The sequence below is a fragment of the Pseudacidovorax sp. NFM-22 genome, from assembly GCF_021401245.1.
Classification (GTDB): Bacteria; Pseudomonadota; Gammaproteobacteria; order Burkholderiales; family Burkholderiaceae_C; genus Xenophilus.
Genome location: NZ_JACBFY010000008.1, coordinates 171,042 through 192,422, shown reverse-complemented (window position 1 = coordinate 192,422; position 21,381 = coordinate 171,042). Strand labels below are relative to the sequence as shown.

Below are 21,381 nucleotides of genomic sequence, written 5' to 3'. Positions count from 1 at the left end.
CTCATCCACCATGCACGCGCTCCAGCATCCGGATCGCGCCCTGCAGCTGGGCCTCGACGGCCGCGAGGCCTTGGCGCTGCCGCAGGTCATCGAAGTCGGTGTCCTTCTCGCCACGCATCGCTGCGTGGAAGATCGGGTAGACGATGTCGCAGCCGGGCACCTGACGGGCGATGGCCATGGCGGCCGTGCGCCCCGGGTTCGTCAGCCGCAGCGTGATGGGGTCGCGCGTGCGCCAGTCGTCGTCGGCACAGATGAGGATCCGCGCCTCGGGATGCAGCTGCCGCAGCATCGGCACCACGTGCGCCAGGTTCCCAGCATCGAGCGCCACGTACACCGGCCACCTGCGGCCGGTGGCCAGGCGAACCGACAAGCCGGTCGCATAGCCCTCGACCACCATCACCAGCTGCACGTCATCGCCGACGTCACCCAGCCGGAGCGAGCAGCCAGGCTTGGCGAAGCCCTTGGTGAAGTACTTCCCTCCACTCGGCAGGATCCGCTGCGCGGCCTGGACGGCCTCGGCCCGCGGCAGGTCGTAGCGCAGGAGCAGCAGCACCAGCGTGCCGTCCTTCAGGTATCGGCAGCACTCGCCCTCCAGACCCTTGCGCTCCAGGTAGGGGGAGCGACCCGTGCGCGCGGCGTGGTGCCACAGCGCCACCGCATCCATAGCGGCCACGCGGCGCTCCTCCTCGCGGCGCTCCGCGGCCGCGCGCGCCTGCGCCTCGCGCTCGCGGCGCTGCCGGGCCCGCTCGGCCTCGCTCAGCGGCGCCCAGTCCTGCTCCACCTTCTCCCACTTGCCGGAGCGGTAGGAGCCGAAGCTGCCGGTGATGTAGGAACCCCCGGCATTCGGGTGGAACAGGTAGAACTTGAACCAGTGCTTGCCACCCTTGCCGCATGTCACCCGCCGGCCCACATGCCGGCTGCCCATCAAGCTATGCAGTTTGGCCTTGTCGATGTCGCGCAGGTCGATGCCGAACAGCTCCATCTGCCGGAGCACGTTGTCCAGGTTGTCCATCAGCTGGCGGCGCTCCCACCCAGCTTCTCCATACGCTCGGCCATGCGCGTCATGGCACGCGAGGCTTCGATGAACTGGCGCTGCAGGTCGGCGATCTCGTCGCGCGGCTCGATGGGCACCGGCGTGCCATAGCCGAGTTCGGCCGCGATGTAGTTGATGCCGTCGTGGTGGCCTCGCTGGCGGGCCATGCGGAGGATCAGCAGCAGTTGCTCCGGCGAGAGCTTCGCCGGCCTGTCCTCGTTGAGGCAATCCAGCAGCGCGCGCTGCGCGGCATCGGGCGTCTTCTCCGGCCACAAGGCCGCGCCCACCTGTTTGCTGCCGCCACAGGCGCGCACGCACTCAATGATGGCGTCGTTCAATGACTCTTGCATGGTGTTCCTTCCCACCCTTTACGAACGCTTCCGAATCGTTCGGAAGCGTTCGTAAAGACTCGTCCGGGCAAAAAAAAGAGACTGCTGGTCATGACGATCAATCCCGCCATCCAGCAGTCCACACAGGGGTGGGCGTCCCTCCGCGCCGGAGAATCCGGTTCCCCAACCAATCCCGCCGGCTCGGCGGACGCCCATGCATGCAACGCCCCTACCCTTGTCGTCCGAATCCTTGAATGCAGTCGCCGAGGCCATGGGCGCGCTGGCCATGGTGCTGACCCGGCGCCTGCCCCAAGCAGACCGCGAGGCAATGGCGAACGACCTGGCCGCCTTTGCGATGGCCGCCGAAGAGGCCGGCGACACGATGGTGGAGTCGCTGCTCATCGACCTGCAGCGGGCGATCCGCTGAACCACGCACGTCGGGCAGCGCGCCAGGCCTCCCACTGCTCGACGATCCCCAGGGGCGGCTCCAGGCGCGCACGGCGCAGCGCCTCCCGCTCGGCAATGCGCAGGCTGGCTTTGCGCGGTGGGAGCGGAGGCAACGGCCGGCGAGCGGCGGCGGACGCATACCGAAGCACCGTGCGTTCAAGCATGAGCGCCCTCCGCTTGAGGTGCTGCAGCGCAACCTCGCAAGACGTGCCACGCCACGTCGGGGCGCAGCGCTTCACAACGCACGCCGGTCTCACGCTCGATGGCTGGGCAGTGCTCCGCCGGGACGCGGCCTCTCTTGCGCCACATGCTCGGGGCACTGGCCGCGGCGCCAATGCGCTCTGCCAAGGCGCCCACGCCTCCCGCTGCCTTGATTGCGTCGTCAAGGGCGGCAAGGCAATCCGCCGAACGGTTGGTGTCTAGGTCCATGGCCCTTCCGAATTGTCACGTTCGTGATTATCACGAAAACACCAATGTGATGCAACGAGCCTGTCAAATCACAAGCGTGAAAACGATTGGCGAACGAGTGAAATGGGCCCGCACCGAGCGGAAGATGACGCAGGCGCAACTGGCCAAGGCAGCCGGGGTGTCGACCAGCGCTATCGGCAACCTTGAATCAGGGCTTCGCGAAAAGCCCCGCGAACTGATTGCCCTCGCGAAGGCCCTTCGTGCTTCGGCGAACTGGCTGGAGACCGCTGAGGGCGAGTGGACCTTTGATTCAAACGTCGAGGCCGGGCCAGAGGTCCGTGGCTTGGTACCAGTGATCTCCTGGATCCGGGCCGGCAGCTGGGACGAGGCCAGCAACCCTCTCCTTCCTGGCGACGCAGAACGGTGGCTTGGCTGCCCATTGCCGCACAGCAAGGGCACCTATGCACTGCGCGTCAAGGGCGACAGCATGACTGCGCCTTATCCCAATACCCGAAGCTACCCAGAGGGCTGCTTGATCTTCGTGGATCCCGAAAAGCGGTCACCAATGAACGGTGATCGCATCGTTGCCATCCTGGATGGAGAGAGCGAGGTCACGTTCAAGATCTACAAGAACGAGGACGGCCGTCAGTGGCTGCAGCCGATCAACCCGTCACATGAGCCGATCCGCCAAAGGTTCAGGGTGCTTGGCACGGTCATTGGCAAATGGGAAGACGGCTAGAAATCACATACGACCGGCTCATGGTCTGCACTCAGGTGAAACAGACGCAGCGCCCAACCCGCCCCCGTGAACTGCTTTGTGCGCTGCCTCACTTCGCGAGTGAAGGCAGGGCATGCCATTTGCGCCCCAATCCAGTCTAGTTTGACAAGCAAGTCAATCGTGCTGAGGTCGAAGTAGTGGGGGCTCACCGAGCACTCGGTTGCGACAGACTGCGTGAACACTCGGCAGAGCTTCTCCGCCTCGACGGCCAAGGCGCGCACCCTCTTTGCGTGCTCCCGCTCTTCCTCAGTGAGCGCGACTCCAGCTTGCTTTCGAGCCGGGGGCTCCGGCGCTGGCTTCGGCATCGGTGACGGAGCAACCTGCACGGCCCCACCGTCAAGGGCTCGTGCGCTGACCGCTCCGGACGGGCAGGTGCGAGTGAGTTGCAAGGTGATGGTCTTGCCGTTCGGCATTTCGCAGGCTACCTGCGCTATCGCGCCGATATGGCCGCCAGCCAGGGCAACCCCAACCAGCGCGGTTCCGTAGAGCATTGCCCTAGATCTGGTCCACATCGGCACACGATAACGCCACTCCTGTGCTTGGCAGCTGTGAGAACGGGAGGGCGCAAAGAGCCAAGGCACTCGTTATCACGTTCGTGTTGACACGATAAATCACGTTCGTGATAATTTGTCCATCCCAACCGGAGATGGACATGCAGATCACGCCCAAGCGCAGCTACCGCTGCTTCTTCACCCCCCTCGACCGCTTCGGCGCGCCCGATCTGTGCGAGAGCGGCGTCCAGCCCTTCGTGCAGCTAAAGGAAGCTGACGCGGAGCGCGCCCAGCGCGCCGCCCACCACGTCACGGGCTGCCCCATCACCGGGGTTGAGCGCCTGGACGACGTCGCCACGGCCTGAGGGGCAGCCATGGCGACGCAATCGGCCCCCTACACGCTGCGCTTCACCGAGTGGCAGTGCGGACACCACGGCCAGCGCCCGGCCGACATCCCCGTCCACAGCATCGAGCAGGCCAACCTGATCCTTGCGGCGGTCAGCCACGCCATCAGCCAGCCGGGGCATGCCCGTGCGGCGCTCTTTGACGATCACCTCGGCGCGTCCGTCTACCTGACGGACGACTCGGTCGACCAGATCGGCAACCTGCAGCAGCCACGAACCACCATCTACCTCGCGAGCGCGGCCGAGATGGAAGAGCTGCGCGGACTGAAGGACGCCTTCGACTACGCCTACGGCGGCACGCTGACCTGCTGGGATGGCAAGACGTCGCTTGACGACCTGGAGGTCGCAACGACGCTGAGCCAGGCGGAGGTCGAGGCCGCCATTGCGCCCGTGTGCTGGCACGAGGCCGACCTCCGCCGCAGCGTGTGCGACATCCCGCCCACGATCCTTCCCGCGGAGACGCTGCTGGCCGAGCTGCGCCAATTCCGCGAGGAGCTGGCCGCGAATGGGGTGCAGGAAGGCGGTGCCGCATGAGCTTCGATCACGGCATCCTCAACCTGCCGCTGCACAAGCGCCAGGGCAACATCGACGCACAGGTCGACAAGGCCAAGCGCGAGAAGCGCAAGGCTGAGCGCGCTGAGCGCCTCGTGCGCAGCGCTCAGCGCGCGAGGGACCGGGCCAAGGCGCGCGCCATCGTGGCGACCTGGGACGAAGCCCGCTTCCTGCGCCTCGGTCAGCGTCTCGGCAAGACCGGCATCCAGGCGCGCAAGCTCGCAGAGAAGATGGCGTACTGGGAGCCCACGCGGATCCTGCAGCTGGCTGCGCAGGAAGGGGGTGCACCGTGAGCGCCGCCCATCTGTCGCGCCGCCTCATCGCGGCCCTGCTGCTGCTCCTGTTCGTCGGGGCCCCCTCGCTGGCCCATCTTCTGGACCTGCCCGAAGAGACCGACGCGCTTCAGATCACGGCCGACATCGTGGCCGACCTCGGCCGCGAGGGCCCCGGCCTCGCGCTGGGAGGGCCCGTGCGATGAACTACCACGACCCTCTCATGCGCACGCACGAGCCCGAAGAAGACGTTGCGCCGGCGTGGCTCGCTCGCGGTGCCGTCTGGCTGCTGGAGCTGGTTGCGTTCGCCGTCGTCGCCCTTCTGCTCGTCGGCTACCTGCTCAGCCGCTGAGGCCGACATGGATGCGACCGGCCTGTTCTTCTTGACGTCTGCGCCGAGCGTGGCCCACATCACCACGCGCGAGCGCGGCGACCAGCTCGTGCACCAGTTCAACCTGCTGGAGCGCCACAAGCGCGGCACGCAGCGGCTGGTTGCGTACTGGTCGGACCCGGATGCATCGCTCTTCGTGGATGCCTATCGGCGACACCTGGTGCGAGGCACTGCATTGCGCCTGAAGCTGGATCGGGTCCGTCCACACCCCACGCGCGACGGCCTGATCGCGTTCATCACCGACTGCCAGCTCGCCCCCGAGCGGTGGCCCAGCTACCACGCCGAGCCCGCCCTTCAAGGCCCGGCGCCCTCTTCCTCTCCTCACCCCTGAAAGCCTGAAATGAACCACCCCGAAACCGGGGCACGGACGAACACGCCCGCGCCCAGCCGAATCCCTTCCGCCCAGTGGTCACTGGCCGATGCGTGGCTCGCGTTCAACGTGGCCACCGTTCCCGCCGGCACCTCTGCGAGTTGGGTTGAAGCCCTTCGCATGGCCTTCTACGCCGGAGCCCTCGAAGCGACCCATCGCTGGCTGGAGGCCGGTGCACGCGACACGTCCATCGAACAGGCCACGGTCATTGCCCACAGCCTGCTCGATGAGCTGCGCACCTTCTCCGCGGCCATCGAGCAGCGCAACTCGGCCGCGGGAGGGGCTCGCTGATGCGCCGCCACATCATCGGCCTGACGGGCTATGCCGGCACCGGCAAGGACACGGTCGCCGACCTTCTGGTGACGCATGCTGGCTTCCGCAAGCTGGCGTTCGCAGACGCGCTGCGCGGCGAGGTTGCCGATGCTTTCGGCGTGGACATGGAGTTGCTGACGAACCCTGTCACCAAACAGGAGCCTTCGGCATCGCTGAGCCTGGACAGGGCGCCATTCGATTTCGTGAACGCGCTCCGGTGCCATGGCTTCGCGGACTGCGCCAAGGGCCGCGAATGCGTGGCGACGGACACGACCTGGATGCGTGCGCCGCGGTCCCCGCGACAGATCATGCAATGGTGGGGCAGCGAATACCGCCGCCGCCAGAACCCAGACTACTGGGTGCACCAGCTGCGCTCGCGGCTGATTCTCCTGATGCAAAAGCAGCTGGGCACGCGCTTTGTCATCACCGACGTCCGAATGGACAACGAAGCGGCCGCGCTGCGCTCCATGGGCGCATGCATCTGGCAGGTGGCCCGCCCTGGCCGCAATGGCGAGCTGGAGGGAGGCCACAGCAGCGCCACGGACGGCTGCCACTTTTCCCCCGCCTTCGTCGTGAACAACCTGCACGACGTGCGGCACCTTCAGGGCGTGGTTCTGGCCGAGTTCATATCGCGAGACCTGGACATCGACCGCAGCCGCGTGCGCGTGGAGATCGCAGCATGAGCGCGCCTGTCCTGACCCCCCGCGAAGTGGCCGTGCTCCGTACTGCGAGCAAGGCCGACTTCAGCGAGTCCCAGACCTTCGCGCGCGAGCACTCCGGCAGCGCCGTGCGCGAGTTGCGCGTGCTGTGCCGTCACAGCCTGCTCTACCTCAGTGAAGCCAGGCGTGCCGATGGCAAACCGACCGACCTCTACAGCATCACCCGCGCCGGCCGCCGGGTGCTGGAGCAGCTGGATGCCGAGGGCATGCCGCTGCCTGTGGCAGAGCGCCGCACAGGCATCTACGAGCGGTCCGCCGACAGCTATGCCGGTGAAGAACTGGAGCCCTACGAGGGCCGCCCCGGGGCCATGGATGCCTTCGTCCACCCCAGCCGCATGGGAGATCGTCTGCACTACCGCGACGGCCGCGTGGTGCCCTTTCCTGGGAAGTCCTCGACATGACCACCACGCCCATCACCAAGCACTGCAACCACTGCGACAGGGACCTGCCCGCCAGCGCCTTCGCCGCGAACGCCGCATCGGCCGATGGCCTGCAGCGGTACTGCCGCAGCTGCGGCACCGCCATCAAGCGCGAGTACCGCCGCAACAAGGCGGCCAGCGCCGCCGCGCCGGCGGCCACGGTCAGCGTGCCTGACGCACCGCGTGCGGAGCATGCCCCGCCCGCCGGCCTGATGGTGCTCGACCGGCGCGCACTGGTCGCCAGCCGCACCAACCCGCGCAAGCGCTTCGACGCGGCGTTCATGGAGGAGTTGGCCAGCAGCATCCGTGCGCACGGCGTCGCGCAGCCTCTGCTGGCCAGGCCACTGCCTGGCGAGCGCCTGCAGGAGACGTACACCGACCGCCGCGCCGACGCGCCGCGGCCGACGCATGAGATCGTCGCCGGCGAACGCCGGTGGCGGGCCTGCGAAATGGCCGGCGTCCACCAGATCCCGGTGCTCGTGCGCGACCTGACCGACGCGGCGGTGCTGGAGCTGCAGCTCGTGGAGAACCTCCAGCGGGCGGACCTTCATCCAATGGAGGAGGCCGAGGGCTACCAGAAGCTGATGACCGACCTGGGCATGGCTGCGGAGGACATCGCAGCGCGCATCGGCAAGGGGACCACCTACGTCTACAACACGCTGAAGCTGATCGCGCTGGTGGACGCAGCGCGCGAAGCGTTCTATGCGGGCGAGCTGACGCGGTCCACCGCCGGCCTGCTCGCGACGCTGCCGAGCCACCTGCAGCCCGAGGCGCTGAAGTCCTTCACGGCGAAGAACTTCGCGGGCGATCCGCTGAGCTTCCGGGCCGCGAAGGCGCTGGTCGATGATCGCTACCGCCTGAAGCTGACCGAAGCGGCGTTCAACACAGCGGACGCAAGCCTGGTGCCGGAGGCAGGCGCCTGCGCGACCTGCCCGAAGCGCGCCGGCGCAAACCCTCAACTCTTCGACGACATAGCGAACGGGGACACCTGCACGGATCCGGCGTGCTTCGCCGCGAAGAAGGAGGCGCACTACACCGTGCTGCGCGCCAGAGCGGAGTCGCGAGGCCAGACGATCATCACCGGCCGCGAGGCGCGCGAGATCATGCCGGGCGGCCAGCTGCGGGGATATGTCGCGGTCGATGACACCGTGAAGGTCGGCGGCGAGGTCAAGCCGCTGCGCGAAGCGCTTGGCCAGGACATGCCGGCGACGGTCCTGATCGAGCACCCGCACACGAAGGCACTGGTCGAAGTACTGCCCTCGCCCACCGTGGGCCAGTTGCTGAAGAGCCAAGGCTACAAGGCGCCCGCAGACCAGGGTGAGGCGGAAGCGAAGCGCAAGGCGCTGGAGCGCTACGAACGCACGTGGCGCCGCCGTGCGGTGGAGCGCCTTGATGCAGCGGCCGACGAGCAGGGAGCCAACGGCGTGAGCGCGGACGCCATGCGCCAAATCGCCATCCTGCTGCTGGCCGGCCTGACGGCCGACGAGCGCAGCCACAGCGCGCAGTTGTTGGGCATCGGCAAGGTCGCCGAAGCCGAGGGCCTTGCCGACCACATCCGCAGCTGTGGCGAAGACCAGATCGAGCGCGTGATGCACTTGCTGCTGGCCCAGCACGATATGCGCGCCCTGATCGACCATTCGACGGGCAAGGCGACCACAACACCCCGCCTTGATGCGCTCGCCGTCGACCTGCAGGTCGACCTTTCGGAGGTGCGCGCCGAGGTCAAGGCAGAGCTGCGCGACGCCCAGCGCGAGAAACGCGTGGATGCCGCCGCCGCGGCCGTGAAGGGCCAGGCCGGGCCCGAGCCCACCAAGACGGGGCGCAAGCCTCGCAAGACGGCCGCCGAGGCCTCCGCGGAGATCGCGGCAGGCCTGCAGGACGCCGGCAACCCCAACGCGTTCCAGCCTGGCCAGCGCGTCACCGTGAAGGTCGACCTACGCCGCGGCATGGACGTGATCGCCACGGCCGGCAAGCCCGCCGAGATCCTGCACGCCGTGGGCGACCGCGCCTGGATGGTGCAGCCCGATCACCTGAGCTTCTCTCTCTCCGCCGACTACACCGAACTGGAGGTCATCTGACCATGAGCAACGACGCACAACCCAAGTACCTCCTCACTAGCGGCTTGGCGAACCCCTTCAAGCCCGGCACCGAAGGGCACCGCTTTTTCGCCATGGACGCCGCCGCCCTCGATGCTGGCGTGGCCGCCTGGTTCGGCGTCACCAAGGTCGAGCCCGAGCAGGACATCCTGCGCGACCGCATGCGCGCCGCTGTGACTGCGGTGATAGGTCACGCCGCGCTCGCGCCGCAAACCGCCGCGACCACGGTGCCTGCGACCCCAGAGCCTTGCCGCCCCGACATTCTGGAGCGGCTGACTTATCACCAGCTTGAACGCGACGACCTCACCATCGACGAATGCGTGAGCTATCTGAACGAGCACGGCTGGAACGATGTGCGTGGCCGCGCCGAACGCGAGATGGTCATGCAGATCCTGGCGCTGCTTGCTGCAGCACCGGCCCCCCTGGAGAGGCAAGGCCGCACCGATGTCAGAGACATTAGCCAAGCTGCTTGGGAACTTGTCCTTCTGGCCGAAAAGAACGGCATATGCGTGCGCATAGAGCGCTTACCGCTGCAGCCCTTCGCGATGGGCCATGCCTGCCATGACGTTGAGGTCTGGCCATCACGCCATCCAGTCCTGAACAAGGAGAAGGCCCATGCGTGAACTCATCCGCCGCTTTCGTGCGTGGCAGAACCGCCGCTATTGGCAAGCGCACCAGATGGAGCATCTGCGGCTCATGCTGCAGGAAGACGGCCGCTGGATGGCGCACAACCCGATTGCAGCCACCCTGACCGACCGCTATCTCGCAGCCACCGCCGAGGACTGGTATCAGCAGGTGTTCGTCCATTCAGGTCACCTGCGCGAGCAGCTGGGACTCGATCCTCATGCCGAGCGGGAGCATGCACGGGTCCAGACTGCATCCGCTTACTGCGCCGGCCATGCCGGGCCGCTCTCAGTCGTCGGGCTGGGCGAGCGCGACGCCCTCTCCGCGGCTGACGTTGATCAGCCGGTTGCGGTGGCCGCAGCCCAGGCAGAGGAAAAAGCATCCCCGCTCATCGACCTCGGGCGTGACGGCTCGAAACATCATCTCCAGCCCGCAGGCCTTGCACTTCCACATGAGGGATCTCCTTCGTCGGCCTCCGACGCTGACACGCAGCCATTACCAAGGGATGAACCTGCGCTGTCCGCATGCGAGGCAGTAAGCGAGGTGATGCGCGACAAGGCACCGGAGCGGCCGCCGAGCGCGTATGTGCATGGGGCGAGCATCCACGCGTCCGATATGCCGGGCACCGTCGTCCGCAAGCTGGATGCGGCGTTTCATGAAGCCGCGAGGTCCAGACACACGGAAGCACTCGCAGCAGCACCGCAGCCCGCCGATCTCGTGAACGACTCCTTCGCAGCGGACTGGCTGACGAACCGTGCCGCCCTTCACCCCGAGACGATCCGCCTCGTCGTGCGCTTTGCCCGCGCGCTGGCCGAAAAGCTGGCGGCTGCGGAAAGGAAGTACGGCTACAGCGACGGATGGCGGTCGCCGGACTGGATGGACGAGTGCCGCGCGAAGCTCATGGAGCACATCGCCAAGGGCGACCCGCGGGACGTTGCTGCGTACTGTGCCTTCTTGTGGCACCACGGGACAAGTACCGCAGCACCGCAGCCCGCACCGGCCGAGCAGCTTCCCGACCCGCTGGGCTGCCGCGCATGCACACATCCCGACTGCGGGCGTTTCGATGGGTCGCAGAGCGTTGAGTGCGCAGCGATGGCGTTCAACGCATGCGCCCGCCCAGATCGGACCGAGGCGATTCGCCAAGACGCTGCGCGATACGCCTACCTGCGGTCCCGCCCCCTCGACACCATCAAGCAGGGTGGCGTGTTCGCCGGCCTAGTTCCGGACAACGTGGTGCTCAATGGCGACAGCCTGGATGCGGCCGTTGACGCGGCGCTGCATGCCCAGTCGAAGGAAGGCGGTGCAGCATGCTGATGCCCACCACCATCGAGATCCGCCATGGTCACCTCTTCTGCGGCCTGGGCGGCGGCGCGAAGGGCTTCAATGCCGCGCGGCCGGTGCTGGGCAGCCAGCGCGCGCGCTTCCGCTGCGTCGGCGGCATCGACAACGACCCGGCCGCCATCGCCGACTTCAGCCGCGCCGCCGGCGTCGCCGGCACCGTGCTCGACATGTTCGACCGCAGCCAGTACACGGCCTTCCACGGCGCCGAGCCGCCGGCCACCTGGCGCGAGGCCACGCCCGCCGACATTCACTCGGCCTTCCACCACGAGCGGCCGCACATCGTCTTCCTGTCGGCACCCTGCAAGGGCTTCAGCGGACTGCTGTCCGAGGGCAAGAGCAAGACCGAGAAATACCAGGCCCTCAACCGCCTCACTCTCCGCGGCATCTGGCTCCTGCTGGAGGCCTACAAGGACGACCCGGTCGAAATGCTGCTCTTCGAGAACGTGCCGCGCATCGCCACGCGCGGCCGGCACCTGCTCGACCAGATCGGCGACCTGCTGCGCGCCTATGGCTACGCGGTCGCCGAAACCACCCACGACTGCGGCGAGCTGGCCGGCCTGGCCCAGAGCCGCAAGCGCTTCCTGCTGGTGGCTCGCCACATCGCCAAGGTGCCGCCCTTCCTCTACGAGCCCGCCAAGCAGCAGCTGCGCGCCGTGGGCGACGTGCTCGGCCGCATGCCGCTGCCGGGCGACCTGCGCGCCGGGCCCATGCACCGCGTGCCGTCGCTGCAGTGGAAGACATGGGTTCGCCTCGCGTTCGTCGAGGCCGGCAGCGACTGGCGCAGCCTGAACCGGCTGGCCGTGGAGGATGGCGTGCTGAGCGACTTCCTCATCGTGCCCGACATGCACGGCGGCGCCCTGGGCGTGCGCGACTGGGCCGAACCGACGGGCGTGGTCGCCGGCGCGAACAGGCCGCACAACGGTGCCTTCTCGGTGGCCGATCCGCGGCACCAGCTCTACGGTGCCGGCTGCGGCGTGACGGACTGGACCGGTACGTCCGGCGCTATCGCGGGCGAGTCGCTGCCCAGCAATGGCCGCTTCGCGGTGGCCGACCCACGCGCCGAGGCAAGCGCCGCCCAGTACCAGCAGTACGGAGTCATGCGCATGGATCAGACCGCGGGCGCGGTGATCGGCGTGAAGTCCCCTGGCCAAGGCACATTCAGCGTGGCCGACCCGCGCCACGGCGGGCCCGCCAAGTTCTCGAACGAGTTCCGCATCGTCGCCCGGGACCGAGCAGGCAACACCGTCACCGGCGCGCATGGCAGCGCCCAGGCCGTCGCCGATCCGCGCGGCCCGCAAGAGCGACTCTTCGGCAAGTACCACTGCGCGGACTGGACCGCCGCGGGCCGCACGGTGATCGGCGGAAGCACTTCGGGCGAGGGCTCCTATGCGGTCGCCGACCCGCGGCCGGGCATCCAGCGCAGCGCCGGCGATGCCTACCTCACGGGCGGCCATTACGGCGTGGTGGCATGGGACGGCCAGAGCGGCGCCGTCAGCGCCTCGGCCGGCCACGACAACGGCCGATGGAGCGTGGCCGATCCGCGCCCCATGCCCGCGCCGGCCGACAAACTGGTCTGCCGCATCCGATCGCTCGATGGCACCTGGCACCGGCCGTTCACCACGCTGGAGCTGGCCGCGTTGCAGTCGCTGGTGGACCCCGAAGAGCAGCTCGAACTCGACGGCCTGAGTGATCAGGCATGGCGCGAGCGCATCGGCAACGCCGTCCCGCCCAAGGCCGCGCAGGCAGTCGCCGAGGAAATGGGCCGCACGCTCATGCTGGCTTGGAGCGGCGAGACCTTCGCCCTGGGCAGCACGCCAATCTGGGTGCGCAATGTGGCTGTGGCTGTCAGCGCGAGCCCGGGAGACCGGGCATGAGCATCGACACCATATCGGGCCCGATTCCCGAGGCCTACGTCGAATTCTGCAAGACCGTTGCGAGGCTTGGCCGTGAAGCTGGCTTTGAGTCCATCGGCCTGACCATCCGTCCCGGGTTCCGGCAGGACTGGAGCGACCCGATCCAAATGAACTGGCAGCAAGGACGCCACGGCGACGACTCGCTGAACATGGCGATCACCAGCACCGTGATGATCCGCGCCAACCTCGATGCCTCCAGTGCCCCACCAGCAGGAGGCGCAGACCATGGCCGCTGAGGCTCTTCCATCGGAGACGCAGGCATGAGCGGCAGCTCTACCGATTTATTCCACGCTAAGCCCCAGTTCGATGCTGGCCTAGAGGGGCGAGACCTTCGCCCTCGACAGCACGCCCATCTCGGTGCGCAACGTCGTCGTCCCGATGTCCGTTTAAGGAGCCGGCGCATGACGCAATGCTCAGTCTTCCTCCAGGTCGTAGCGCATCTGCAGCTCGCGAATGATGCGGGCAATGTCCGTACGGTGCAGGCTGCGGTCGCTGACCACCGGTACCGTCCAGTTCGGTCCACCTTCACCGTCTGTCTCGGTCCACATCACGCCGCATCGGTGCACATCGGTCGTGCGGCCTGCAAGGTCGGGGATCGCCTCAATTCGCTCCAACAGCATTGCCTTGAGCTGCGCAGCGGTGCGCGTCGGCTTGCCCATCTTCATCTCCTCTCTCGATCAGCGCTCGGAAGTATGCCTTTGCGCAGGAGCCGCGCCGTTATCACGCAAGGGAACTGCAATGGCTGAAAACACCGCCATCGACGGCGGGGCCGTGAGCTTCCGCGCCCTGGAGAAAAGGTGATGGCCTGCCCCCGTTGCGGATGCAAGGTCTGCTACCAGTTCAACGACGAGGATGCGCCCCAGATCGAGAACTTGGAGCGATGCGCAGCGTGCGGCGAGATCTTCGACATCGAGGAACACGCGGACGAGGAGGAAGAGCCATGACCGACCTCTTTCTGAATGACGACGAAGTGGACGCGATCTGCGCCGGCCTCACCACGAATGCCGCCAAGATCAGACACCTTCGCATCCTGGGCCTCGTCGTCAACAAGAAGCCCAACGGCCGCGCCCTCGTGATCCGCTCGCACGCCGAGGCGGTGCTGAGCGGCCGCACCCAGTTCGGCCCCGCTTCCGAGCAACCACCCACTCCATTCAAACCTGATCGCGTCGCCTACATCCAGCGCTTCGCCCAGAAAGCCACCTGATGCCACGAAAGAGAAAAACGGACGAGGGCCTGGCCCTTCGCGTCTACAAAAGCCATGGGGCCTTCTACTACGCCCATCGCAATGGCAAATGGGAACATCTGGGCACCGACAAGAACGAGGCCAACCGCAAAGCTGCCATCTACAACGACCCTAATGGGTTGTTTGGCACGATGGTGTACTGGCTCGATCAGTTCGTGCTGCACTGCGAGGAGCGCGTGAAGCGCGGAACGCTTAGCCAGCGCACCTTAGACGACTATCGGGACGCGATCCTCGCGCCAGATGCGAGAAAGACCAGGCGGGGCGCCCTTCGCGAGTTCTTCCAGCCGCCGGCGACACCCCTCGATATCACCCCGGCAATGGTCCAGGACTTCCTGGCCATCAACGCCGAGCTGGGGCGCCCGGTGCCGGCGAACCGTGAGCGTGCCTGCTTGTCGGCTTGCTTCAGCTGGTTGCTGCGGACCGGCAAGGTCACAGGGCTGGTGGTGAACCCTTGCCTACGTCAGAGCGGTGTGAAGCGCAACACTGAGAAGCGACGGGCGCGCTATGTGACGCATGAGGAGTTCCGCGAGGTCTACGCCGTCGCGACTGCCAGCGAGCGGATGATGATGGAGCTGACCTACAGGACGCTGCAGCGCCCCGAAAGCGACATCATCGGATGGACCTCGGCGAACCTCGTAACCGAGGGCGGCCGGCGCTTGCTGGTACACCGCCAGTGGAAGACGAAGCAAGAGATGAAGATCGCCCTGCCCGAAACGCTGTTGAAAATGCTGGATCAGGCCCTGGGCACCGGCGCCACAGTGCAGAAGTTGCGCCAACCGCTGGTGCACCGCCTGGATGGCGAGGCCTACACATATGACGGCCTGTGCTCGATGCTGCGCCGTTCCATCGCCGAGGCCAACCGCCTGCGCATGAAGGCTGGACGCCAGCCCATGCCGTCCTTCGGCTTCCGCGACCTGAAGGGAAAGGGCGCTACCGACATGTGGCTGGCCGGCGAGCCCATCGAGCGGATCCAGCTGCTGTGCGGTCACGCTTCGAAGACCACGACCGAGATCTACATCAAGCAGCGATGGCTGGAGACTGCCGAGCCCAACATGGTGTCGCTCGGCTAATGACCGCCAGGCGCGGCTAAACCTCCCGAAAGTCCAGCATCGCCGGCTTGCCCGGAGGACAGTTCAGTACATCGCTAGCCGCGGCTTGTGCATCTCCGAACACTTCCACTGCTCGCTTCTCGCGAGCTGACATGGCCCAGTCTTCCGGGAAGCCCATGTCATCCCAATCCTCCAGCGCGCCTAAGGCGCACCAAGCAACCATAGGGTCGACGTCAGCGGCGGCGAATACCCCAGCGGCTGCTTGCACTGCCGCTTCCAGTTGCGCTGCGGTGGCGCCCTCACAGAACACTTCCAACTGCACGTTCATAAAGCGGACTCCTCGGCCGGGGCGGCCATGAAAATCTCGACAGGGGCGAGGCGGAGCAGGGAACGCGCTTCTTCAACAGTCCCGGCCAACCAGCAATCCCAATCGACCTGCTCCAGGGGAACTACGCTCCGCTTGTCCTGCTGGTCGGGCGGCAGCTTGTTGTCGGGCTTGTGCATTCGACGCATCAAGGGATGCTGGTCGGCGTTGATGGTGAGCATCGTGTAGCTCTCCATCCTCTCGCCAGTCGACTTGTCCGTCCACGTGTTCCACAGGCCAGCCAGACCCCAGGGCGCGCCGTCCGCTCTGCGGAAGGTCCACCAGACATTTCGCCCGGTTTCCCAATTCGGTTCATCAAAGCTAAGCGCTGGGATGATGCAACGCTGGCCACGCTTCCACGGATCCCGGAAAGTGGCCTTCTCCGACAACTCCTCGGACCGGGCATTGTTGGTCGAATAGGTCAGCTTGGCAGTCTTGGCAAACCAAGGCACCAAGCCCCACTGCCCCACTACCAACTCACGCGCGTATCCCATGTCGTCGCGTGCGCGCCGGATGAAAGGGCCCGCAGCACGAGGGAAGACATGCGGCTTCCAAGGAAACGGGTTGCGCGCACCGACGTGGAACAGGCGCTCCATGTCAGCCTCGTTTGGGGCGACGTATCGATTGCACATGCCGGATTCTGTGGCGCAGCGCCGGCGCAAGCCAATAGGACCATGCCCCTTTTGACCAGGCGGCCGTGTAGAGGATGGCCAGCAGGAACATTCCCCACTGCTCCGCGCGCCAAGTCGACAGCAGGAAGAACGGCTGGCTGGCCAGGCCGAAGAGACAGGCCCACCGGGATCGAGCGGGTCGCTGATCCTGAGATAGCCAGGCCGCGGTGGCGCCGCACATCAGGATCAGGGCCTGATCAGCACCCAACCGTCAGCTCCACAGGCGCGAGCCAGCGCGAGGCAGCCGCGGCCGGCGCCAGCTTGCGCAACTCCAGATCGTGCGCAAGCTCCCTCGCCGTCGCCTCCAGTTCAAGGGGGTCTACCGTGCGCCAGTGCTGCTGTAGGCGGTGGGCACATGCCGCAATCCAGAGTTCGTCGTCGAGCTGTTCCATAGCCCTCAGTCTAGCGACAAACACTGTATATTTCACCAGCATTTTTTGGAGGCTATATGGCGTGGAACAGTAGTAGCGGGGTGCTTTGCAAGATGCTCGGGCCCGAAGTTTCGGACGCCGGAAGCATGCTCCCACCGGCTGGCCCTGATCAACCGAAGACGGCGACGGTTGAAATGGACACCGCCCAGACGGGTCGGGTCCGGGTCACGCTGGAGTGCAGACTGTGGAAGCACTACAAGATGCGCCACTGGGGGTGGCATGCGATCCACGCCGAGCGCATCGATGGAGGCGATCAGCCGGGCTCCTGATGGCCTATGTCCGGCCGCTCTCATGAGACCGGCCGGACTCGCCCGCGGCACTCAGGAGCTGGATATTGGGCATCTGCCTAAAATGACGCCCAAAACCAAAGCAAAAAGCCCGCACAAGGCGGGCTCTCTGAGCGGCTAAGTGATTGATTCACCGCCACTTTGTTTGGCTCCCCGACCTGGGCTCGAACCAGGGACCTACGGATTAACAGTCCGGCGCTCTACCGACTGAGCTATCGGGGAAGGAAGCCTTAGAGTATAGCGATGGTTTTTGGGTCGCACAGAGTAACCAACATAAACAGTCGGAAATAGCCGGGATTGCCCTGCACTTTCGGGCCGCCGACACGGCAGCCGGCATGCCAAATGGCCGAGTGCGATTCGGCTGACGCATCGCTGACCCGCAAACGCTTATGCTGGATATCGATGATCTCCCGATACGCTCCTGCTCAAGATCGCCACTGGGATGTCCTTGCGCGCGATCTTCGACAGAGCATGCCGCTGGAGCTCCCGGCGGCACATGCGGACGATGTCCTGCCCGGCGGCCAGGGCGCCTTCATCCACAAGCAGACCGGCGCGCCCGTGGTGGGCATGGGGCGCTGGGGACTGGTGACGGCGGAAAGCCGGCGTGGCGGCATGGAGGCCGCGCTGCGGCTGCGTACCGCCCTCGTGCGTGACGACGAAGTGCGCAAGTCGCCCTACGCCACGGCCTGGACCAAGGACCAGCTCTGCGTGGTGCCGGTGGCGGCCATCTATGTGCAGGACTTCCGCGTCGACCCCCGGGTGCCGCAACTCGCACGCATCAGCCGGCGCGACGGCCATGCCCTGTGCATCGCCGGCCTGTGGAGCAGCTGGCTGGACGACAACGGCGTGCGGCAACTGAGCTTCGCACTGCTCACCATCAACGCGGATGACCATCCGCTGATGGCCCGCTACGGCGCGAGTGGCCATGAACGGCGGATGCCGGCGCTGCTGCCGCGGGGCCTGGTGCGGGCCTGGCTCGAAGCCCGGGGCCGGGAGCGCCACGAGTTCCTGCGTCCGCTGCCCGCCGAGCAGCTGGTGGGCGAGGCTGTCGCACCGCAGGCGCCGGAGATGCCGGCCCCCGCCTCCGCGGCTGCGCCCACCGCCCTGCCCGCCACGGCGGGCGAAGCGGCCGCCCCGCGCCATCGCCGGCCCTGCCTGCTGCTGGTGGACGACGAACCCTCCAACCTCCAGGTGCTGCGCTTGGCGCTGCAGGCCGACTACCGGCTGGTGTTCGCCACCGACGGGCGGCGGGCCCTGCAACTCGCCCGCGAACACCGGCCCGACCTGATCCTGCTCGACATCATGATGCCGGAGCTCGACGGCTATGCCGTCTGCCGCGTGCTGCAGGAGGACCCGGCCACGGCGAGCATCCCGGTGATCTTCTGCACCGCGCGCGCCGACAGCCAGGGCGAGGCCCTGGGCCTGGAAGCCGGCGCCGTCGACTACATCACCAAGCCGCTCTACCCACCGGTGGTACGGGCGCGCGTGCGCACCCACCTGTCGCTGGTGCGCGCGGAGGAACTGCGCCGCACCCAGCTGCAGATCGTCCAGCGGCTCAGCCGCGCCGCCGAGTACCGGGACAACGAGACGGGCATGCACGTCATCCGCATGAGCCACTACGCCCGCGAGCTGGCGCTGGCCGCGGGCAGCACGCAGGAATGGGCCGACGACCTGCTGCATGCCGCGCCCATGCACGACGTGGGCAAGATCGGCATCCCCGACGCGCTGCTGCGTAAGGCCGGCCCGCTCGACAGCCACGAATGGGACGTGATGCGCCGCCATCCGCTGATCGGCGCCGAGATCATCGGCAACGACAGCTCGGAGATCCTGACCATGGCCCGCGCCATCGCCCTGTCGCACCACGAGAAATGGGACGGCACCGGCTATCCGCAGGGCCTGCGCGGCGAGGCGATCCCGCTGGAGGCACGCATCGTGGCCATCGCGGACGTGTTCGACGCCCTCACCTCGCGTCGTCCCTACAAGGAGGCCTGGGCCGCCGAACGGGCCCTCGACTACATCCGCAGCGAATCGGGCCGGCACTTCGATCCCACGCTGGTCTCGCTCTTCCTGGCCATCGCGCCGCGCCTGGCCGAAGTGCGCCAGCGCTGGCCCATCGACTGAGCGCGCCGGGCGCCCGCCTGGCCACAAACGGTGGCGCGTGGCGCCTCAGGCGGCCGGTGCGGAGGCCGAGGCCGCCAGCCGCGCCCGCACCTCGCGCACGCGCGTCGCCGGGAAGGTGATCGAGAAGCGCGACCCCTTGCCCAACTCGCTCTCGATGCGCAACTGCCCGCCGTGCCGCTGCACGATGTGCTTGACGATGGCCAGGCCCAGGCCCGTGCCGCCCGTCTCGCGCGAGCGGCTGCGGTCGATGCGGTAGAAGCGCTCGGTCAGCCGCGGAATGTGCTCGGCGGCCACGCCCGGCCCCGTGTCGCGCACCATGAACTCGCCGCGTCCGTCGGACAGCAGGCGCCAGGTGACGACCACCTCGCCGCCGCCGGGCGTGTAGCGCACGGCATTGGTCACGAGGTTGGACATGGCGCTCTGCAGCTCGGTCGGCACGCCGGAGACTTCCGAATCGGCCTCGACGGCAAAGAAAAGCTTGTGCGGCTGAGAGGCGATGCGGCCCGAGAGCCCGCGCGCCTCGTCCTCGCAGTGCGCCATCAGCGCCCGCATGCGCGTCCACTGGTTGACCGGCGGCGCCGCACTGCCTTCGAGGCGCGACAGCGTCAGCAGATCGGCCACCAGCGTGCCCATGCGCTGCGCCTGCTGGCCCATCAGGGCCAGGTAGCGGGCCCGCTCGTCGGCGTCCAGCGGCAGCGTCTGCAGCGTTTCGACGAAGCCGGTGAGCACCGTGAGCGGCGTGCGGATCTCATGCGACACGTTGGCGACGAAGTCGCGCCGCATCTCCTCGGCCTTCTCGAGCGCCGTGATGTCGCGCGTGAGCAGCATCCGGCGGTTGCCGGCGTAGGGATGCGCCTGCACCGACAGCCGCATCGGCTGTCCGGACGTGGAGCGCGAGGCCGCCGGCGCGTCGATGACCACCTCCCGGCTGTAGTTCCACGAAGCGAGGTAGCCGATGAAGGCCGGATCGCGCACGAGGTTGGCGATGAGCTGCTGCAGGTCGCGTTCGACGTCCAGCCCCAGGTGGACGCCGGCGGTCTGGTTGCACCATTCGATACGGCCTTCCTCGTCGACCAGCACCACGCCGTTGGGCGAGGCCTGGATGGCGGCCAGGAACTCCTGCAGGCGCTGCTCTGCCTGCTGGGTCTGCTGCTCGCGCAGGCGCAAGGCGCGGCGGATGCGGTCCGACAGCTCGCCCCACAGGCCGAAGCGGCCGGGCGGCAGTCCCAGGGCGTCGTTGCGCATCGCCTGGATCAGGCTGTGGGCCCGCAGCATGTCCAGCACCAGCCAGCCCAGCGCCCCCGCCCAGGCCCCGGCCCAGGCCAGGCGCCATCCCATCAAGAAGCCCGCGGCAGCGGCACCTGCGGCGGACAGGCAGAGAAAGGCGGCTAGACGACCGGGCATGGCCATGGATTATCGGCAGGCACCGCCTCGGCGGGCCCGCGGGCAAAGTCGCGCACGGAAGGAAGGAAGACGGGCAGCGGCCGGCGCATCCGGCGGCCCGTCGCCAGGCAGGTCAGACGGTCGCCTGGACGGTGAAGCGGTAGCCCGCGCCCCGCACGGTCTCGACCATGCTGGCGGCGGCGCCCAGCGACTCGCGCAGCCGCTTGACGTGGACGTCGACCGTGCGCTCTTCGATGAAGACGTGGTCGCCCCACACCTTGTCGAGCAGTTGCGAGCGGCTGTGCACACGCTCGGCGTTCTGCATCAGGTAGGCCAGCAGCTTGAACTCGGTCGGGCCCATCTTGAGGGCGGCGCCCTGCCAGGTCACGCGGTGGGTCGCGGTGTCGAGCACCAGCTCGCCGGCCTCCAGCCGTTCGACCGCGGCCTCGGGCGCGCGGCGGCGCAGCACGGCACGGATGCGGGCCAGCATCTCCTGCGTGGAGAAGGGCTTGGTGATGTAGTCGTCGGCGCCGGCGTCCAGCCCGGCCACCTTGTCCGGCTCGTCGCCGCGGGCGGTGAGCATCAGGATCGGCACCTGCTTCGTGCGGGCGTCGCGGCGCCACTGGCGCGCGAGCTGCAGGCCGCTCTGGCCCGGAAGCATCCAGTCCAGCAGGATCATGTCCGGCAGCACCGCATCGATCTCGCGCTGCGCGCTCACGCCGTCCTCGGCCCAGATGGGCTCGAAGCCGTTGTGCCGCAGGTTCACCGCCAGCAGCTCGGCGATGGAGGACTCGTCCTCCACGATCAGTACACGAGGTTTCTTCATGGTGTTCTTCCAGTCCCGGGCAGCGCAGCCATCGCCGATGGCCGCTCAGCCAGCCACTGCACGAACGGCCGCGGAGCAGGCCACGCCAAAGCACCCGCGGAACTGGC

30 protein-coding genes, 1 tRNA gene and 1 pseudogene are annotated in these 21,381 nt (G+C 67.4%); 21 read left to right on the top strand and 11 right to left on the bottom strand.

The genetic code is table 11. The features are described 5' to 3' along the window. Position 1 precedes the first annotated feature (1 nt). Together L0984_RS25400 and L0984_RS25395 are read right to left on the bottom strand one after the other, a co-directional pair. Complete coding sequence (locus tag L0984_RS25400; RefSeq protein WP_234197114.1) at positions 2 to 1,012, bottom strand: toprim domain-containing protein; 1,011 nt, start codon at positions 1,010 to 1,012, stop codon at positions 2 to 4. Continuing rightward, a complete protein-coding gene (locus L0984_RS25395; RefSeq protein ID WP_234197113.1) occupies positions 1,012 to 1,383 on the bottom strand; it encodes a hypothetical protein in 372 nt (123 codons plus the stop codon). Before L0984_RS25395 ends, L0984_RS25400 begins: the two co-directional genes overlap by 1 nt. A 229-nt stretch (positions 1,384 to 1,612) precedes the next feature. Here L0984_RS25395 and L0984_RS25390 point away from each other — a divergent pair, with 229 nt between their 5' ends. Beyond that, positions 1,613 to 1,789, top strand: coding sequence for a hypothetical protein (locus tag L0984_RS25390; protein ID WP_234197112.1), 177 nt, complete (start codon positions 1,613 to 1,615; stop codon positions 1,787 to 1,789). A 176-nt stretch (positions 1,790 to 1,965) separates the two neighbouring features. Here L0984_RS25390 and L0984_RS25385 read toward each other — a convergent pair whose 3' ends face one another. Beyond that, on the bottom strand, positions 1,966 to 2,238 hold the full coding sequence (locus tag L0984_RS25385; protein ID WP_234197111.1) for a transcriptional regulator: 273 nt from the start codon (positions 2,236 to 2,238) through the stop codon (positions 1,966 to 1,968). Between L0984_RS25385 and L0984_RS25380 the strand changes: the two genes are divergently transcribed. The 15 genes from L0984_RS25380 (at position 2,237) to L0984_RS25310 (ending at position 13,135) form a co-directional block, all read left to right on the top strand. After that, a complete protein-coding gene (locus L0984_RS25380; protein WP_234197110.1) occupies positions 2,237 to 2,956 on the top strand; it encodes a LexA family protein in 720 nt (239 codons plus the stop codon). The two genes, L0984_RS25385 and L0984_RS25380, sit on opposite strands and share 2 nt — an antisense overlap. 691 nt (positions 2,957 to 3,647) lie before the next feature. Continuing rightward, positions 3,648 to 3,851: a hypothetical protein gene (locus L0984_RS25375; protein WP_234197109.1), complete on the top strand. Its 204-nt coding sequence runs from the start codon at positions 3,648 to 3,650 to the stop codon at positions 3,849 to 3,851. Between the two features lie 9 nt (positions 3,852 to 3,860). Beyond that, entirely contained in the window at positions 3,861 to 4,424 is a 564-nt protein-coding gene (locus L0984_RS25370; protein ID WP_234197108.1) for a hypothetical protein, read from the top strand. Continuing rightward, complete coding sequence (locus tag L0984_RS25365) at positions 4,421 to 4,735, top strand: hypothetical protein (RefSeq protein WP_234197107.1); 315 nt, start codon at positions 4,421 to 4,423, stop codon at positions 4,733 to 4,735. The genes L0984_RS25370 and L0984_RS25365 overlap by 4 nt, the downstream gene beginning before the upstream one ends. Continuing rightward, positions 4,732 to 4,920 carry a hypothetical protein gene (locus tag L0984_RS25360; protein WP_234197106.1) on the top strand — a complete coding sequence of 63 codons (189 nt, stop codon included), beginning with the start codon at positions 4,732 to 4,734 and terminating at the stop codon, positions 4,918 to 4,920. Before L0984_RS25365 ends, L0984_RS25360 begins: the two co-directional genes overlap by 4 nt. Beyond that, positions 4,917 to 5,066 (top strand): hypothetical protein, encoded by a 150-nt coding sequence (locus L0984_RS25355; RefSeq protein WP_234197105.1) that lies wholly within the window; start codon positions 4,917 to 4,919, stop codon positions 5,064 to 5,066. The genes L0984_RS25360 and L0984_RS25355 overlap by 4 nt, the downstream gene beginning before the upstream one ends. Positions 5,067 to 5,073: 7 nt before the next feature. Further along, on the top strand, positions 5,074 to 5,436 hold the full coding sequence (locus tag L0984_RS25350; protein ID WP_234197104.1) for a hypothetical protein: 363 nt from the start codon (positions 5,074 to 5,076) through the stop codon (positions 5,434 to 5,436). Between the two features lie 159 nt (positions 5,437 to 5,595). Continuing rightward, complete coding sequence (locus L0984_RS25345; protein WP_234197103.1) at positions 5,596 to 5,766, top strand: hypothetical protein; 171 nt, start codon at positions 5,596 to 5,598, stop codon at positions 5,764 to 5,766. Next, positions 5,766 to 6,470 carry a hypothetical protein gene (locus L0984_RS25340; protein WP_234197102.1) on the top strand — a complete coding sequence of 235 codons (705 nt, stop codon included), beginning with the start codon at positions 5,766 to 5,768 and terminating at the stop codon, positions 6,468 to 6,470. The genes L0984_RS25345 and L0984_RS25340 overlap by 1 nt, the downstream gene beginning before the upstream one ends. Next, positions 6,467 to 6,907 carry a hypothetical protein gene (locus L0984_RS25335; RefSeq protein WP_234197101.1) on the top strand — a complete coding sequence of 147 codons (441 nt, stop codon included), beginning with the start codon at positions 6,467 to 6,469 and terminating at the stop codon, positions 6,905 to 6,907. Before L0984_RS25340 ends, L0984_RS25335 begins: the two co-directional genes overlap by 4 nt. Next, positions 6,904 to 9,003: a ParB/RepB/Spo0J family partition protein gene (locus L0984_RS25330; RefSeq protein ID WP_234197100.1), complete on the top strand. Its 2,100-nt coding sequence runs from the start codon at positions 6,904 to 6,906 to the stop codon at positions 9,001 to 9,003. Before L0984_RS25335 ends, L0984_RS25330 begins: the two co-directional genes overlap by 4 nt. Positions 9,004 to 9,005: 2 nt before the next feature. After that, positions 9,006 to 9,644, top strand: coding sequence for a hypothetical protein (locus tag L0984_RS25325; RefSeq protein WP_234197099.1), 639 nt, complete (start codon positions 9,006 to 9,008; stop codon positions 9,642 to 9,644). Beyond that, the gene (locus tag L0984_RS25320) at positions 9,637 to 10,959 is read left to right on the top strand and encodes a hypothetical protein (RefSeq protein WP_234197098.1); all 1,323 of its coding nucleotides are present in this window, start codon (positions 9,637 to 9,639) and stop codon (positions 10,957 to 10,959) included. The genes L0984_RS25325 and L0984_RS25320 overlap by 8 nt, the downstream gene beginning before the upstream one ends. Continuing rightward, positions 10,953 to 12,860 carry a DNA cytosine methyltransferase gene (locus L0984_RS25315; RefSeq protein ID WP_234197097.1) on the top strand — a complete coding sequence of 636 codons (1,908 nt, stop codon included), beginning with the start codon at positions 10,953 to 10,955 and terminating at the stop codon, positions 12,858 to 12,860. Before L0984_RS25320 ends, L0984_RS25315 begins: the two co-directional genes overlap by 7 nt. Beyond that, positions 12,857 to 13,135, top strand: coding sequence for a hypothetical protein (locus L0984_RS25310; RefSeq protein WP_234197096.1), 279 nt, complete (start codon positions 12,857 to 12,859; stop codon positions 13,133 to 13,135). The genes L0984_RS25315 and L0984_RS25310 overlap by 4 nt, the downstream gene beginning before the upstream one ends. A 177-nt stretch (positions 13,136 to 13,312) precedes the next feature. On the opposite strand, the gene L0984_RS25305 is transcribed toward L0984_RS25310, so the two are convergent. After that, positions 13,313 to 13,564 carry a hypothetical protein gene (locus L0984_RS25305; RefSeq protein WP_234197095.1) on the bottom strand — a complete coding sequence of 84 codons (252 nt, stop codon included), beginning with the start codon at positions 13,562 to 13,564 and terminating at the stop codon, positions 13,313 to 13,315. 135 nt (positions 13,565 to 13,699) lie between these two features. On the opposite strand from L0984_RS25305, the gene L0984_RS25300 reads away from it, so the two are divergent. The 3 genes from L0984_RS25300 to L0984_RS25290 are packed head-to-tail and all read left to right on the top strand — an operon-like array spanning position 13,700 to position 15,212. Further along, on the top strand, positions 13,700 to 13,843 hold the full coding sequence (locus tag L0984_RS25300; protein ID WP_234197094.1) for a hypothetical protein: 144 nt from the start codon (positions 13,700 to 13,702) through the stop codon (positions 13,841 to 13,843). Continuing rightward, entirely contained in the window at positions 13,840 to 14,103 is a 264-nt protein-coding gene (locus tag L0984_RS25295; protein WP_234197093.1) for a hypothetical protein, read from the top strand. Before L0984_RS25300 ends, L0984_RS25295 begins: the two co-directional genes overlap by 4 nt. Further along, a complete protein-coding gene (locus L0984_RS25290; RefSeq protein ID WP_234197092.1) occupies positions 14,103 to 15,212 on the top strand; it encodes a tyrosine-type recombinase/integrase in 1,110 nt (369 codons plus the stop codon). Before L0984_RS25295 ends, L0984_RS25290 begins: the two co-directional genes overlap by 1 nt. Positions 15,213 to 15,228: 16 nt before the next feature. Here L0984_RS25290 and L0984_RS25285 read toward each other — a convergent pair whose 3' ends face one another. The 5 genes from L0984_RS25285 to L0984_RS25265 all read right to left on the bottom strand — a co-directional run bounded on the left by L0984_RS25285 (position 15,229) and on the right by L0984_RS25265 (position 17,166). Continuing rightward, entirely contained in the window at positions 15,229 to 15,519 is a 291-nt protein-coding gene (locus L0984_RS25285; RefSeq protein ID WP_234197091.1) for a hypothetical protein, read from the bottom strand. Next, positions 15,516 to 16,187, bottom strand: a complete 672-nt coding sequence (locus L0984_RS25280) for an SOS response-associated peptidase (protein WP_234197090.1) — start codon at positions 16,185 to 16,187, stop codon at positions 15,516 to 15,518. Before L0984_RS25280 ends, L0984_RS25285 begins: the two co-directional genes overlap by 4 nt. Continuing rightward, a complete protein-coding gene (locus L0984_RS25275; protein WP_234197089.1) occupies positions 16,153 to 16,434 on the bottom strand; it encodes a hypothetical protein in 282 nt (93 codons plus the stop codon). The genes L0984_RS25280 and L0984_RS25275 overlap by 35 nt, the downstream gene beginning before the upstream one ends. Further along, positions 16,424 to 16,618, bottom strand: a complete 195-nt coding sequence (locus L0984_RS25270) for a hypothetical protein (protein ID WP_234197088.1) — start codon at positions 16,616 to 16,618, stop codon at positions 16,424 to 16,426. Before L0984_RS25270 ends, L0984_RS25275 begins: the two co-directional genes overlap by 11 nt. A gap of 472 nt (positions 16,619 to 17,090) precedes the next feature. Further along, positions 17,091 to 17,166 (bottom strand) — tRNA-Asn (locus L0984_RS25265). A gap of 120 nt (positions 17,167 to 17,286) precedes the next feature. Between L0984_RS25265 and L0984_RS25260 the strand changes: the two are divergent. After that, positions 17,287 to 17,985, top strand: a pseudogene (locus L0984_RS25260) (SOS response-associated peptidase family protein); the annotation flags it as partial. A gap of 27 nt (positions 17,986 to 18,012) precedes the next feature. Beyond that, entirely contained in the window at positions 18,013 to 19,065 is a 1,053-nt protein-coding gene (locus tag L0984_RS25255) for an HD domain-containing phosphohydrolase (RefSeq protein ID WP_234197199.1), read from the top strand. A gap of 45 nt (positions 19,066 to 19,110) precedes the next feature. On the opposite strand, the gene phoR is transcribed toward L0984_RS25255, so the two are convergent. Together phoR and phoB are read right to left on the bottom strand one after the other, a co-directional pair. After that, complete coding sequence (gene phoR / locus L0984_RS25250; RefSeq protein WP_234197087.1) at positions 19,111 to 20,469, bottom strand: phosphate regulon sensor histidine kinase PhoR; 1,359 nt, start codon at positions 20,467 to 20,469, stop codon at positions 19,111 to 19,113. A gap of 112 nt (positions 20,470 to 20,581) precedes the next feature. Then, complete coding sequence (phoB, locus tag L0984_RS25245) at positions 20,582 to 21,274, bottom strand: phosphate regulon transcriptional regulator PhoB (RefSeq protein ID WP_017760498.1); 693 nt, start codon at positions 21,272 to 21,274, stop codon at positions 20,582 to 20,584. Positions 21,275 to 21,381 lie beyond the last annotated feature (107 nt).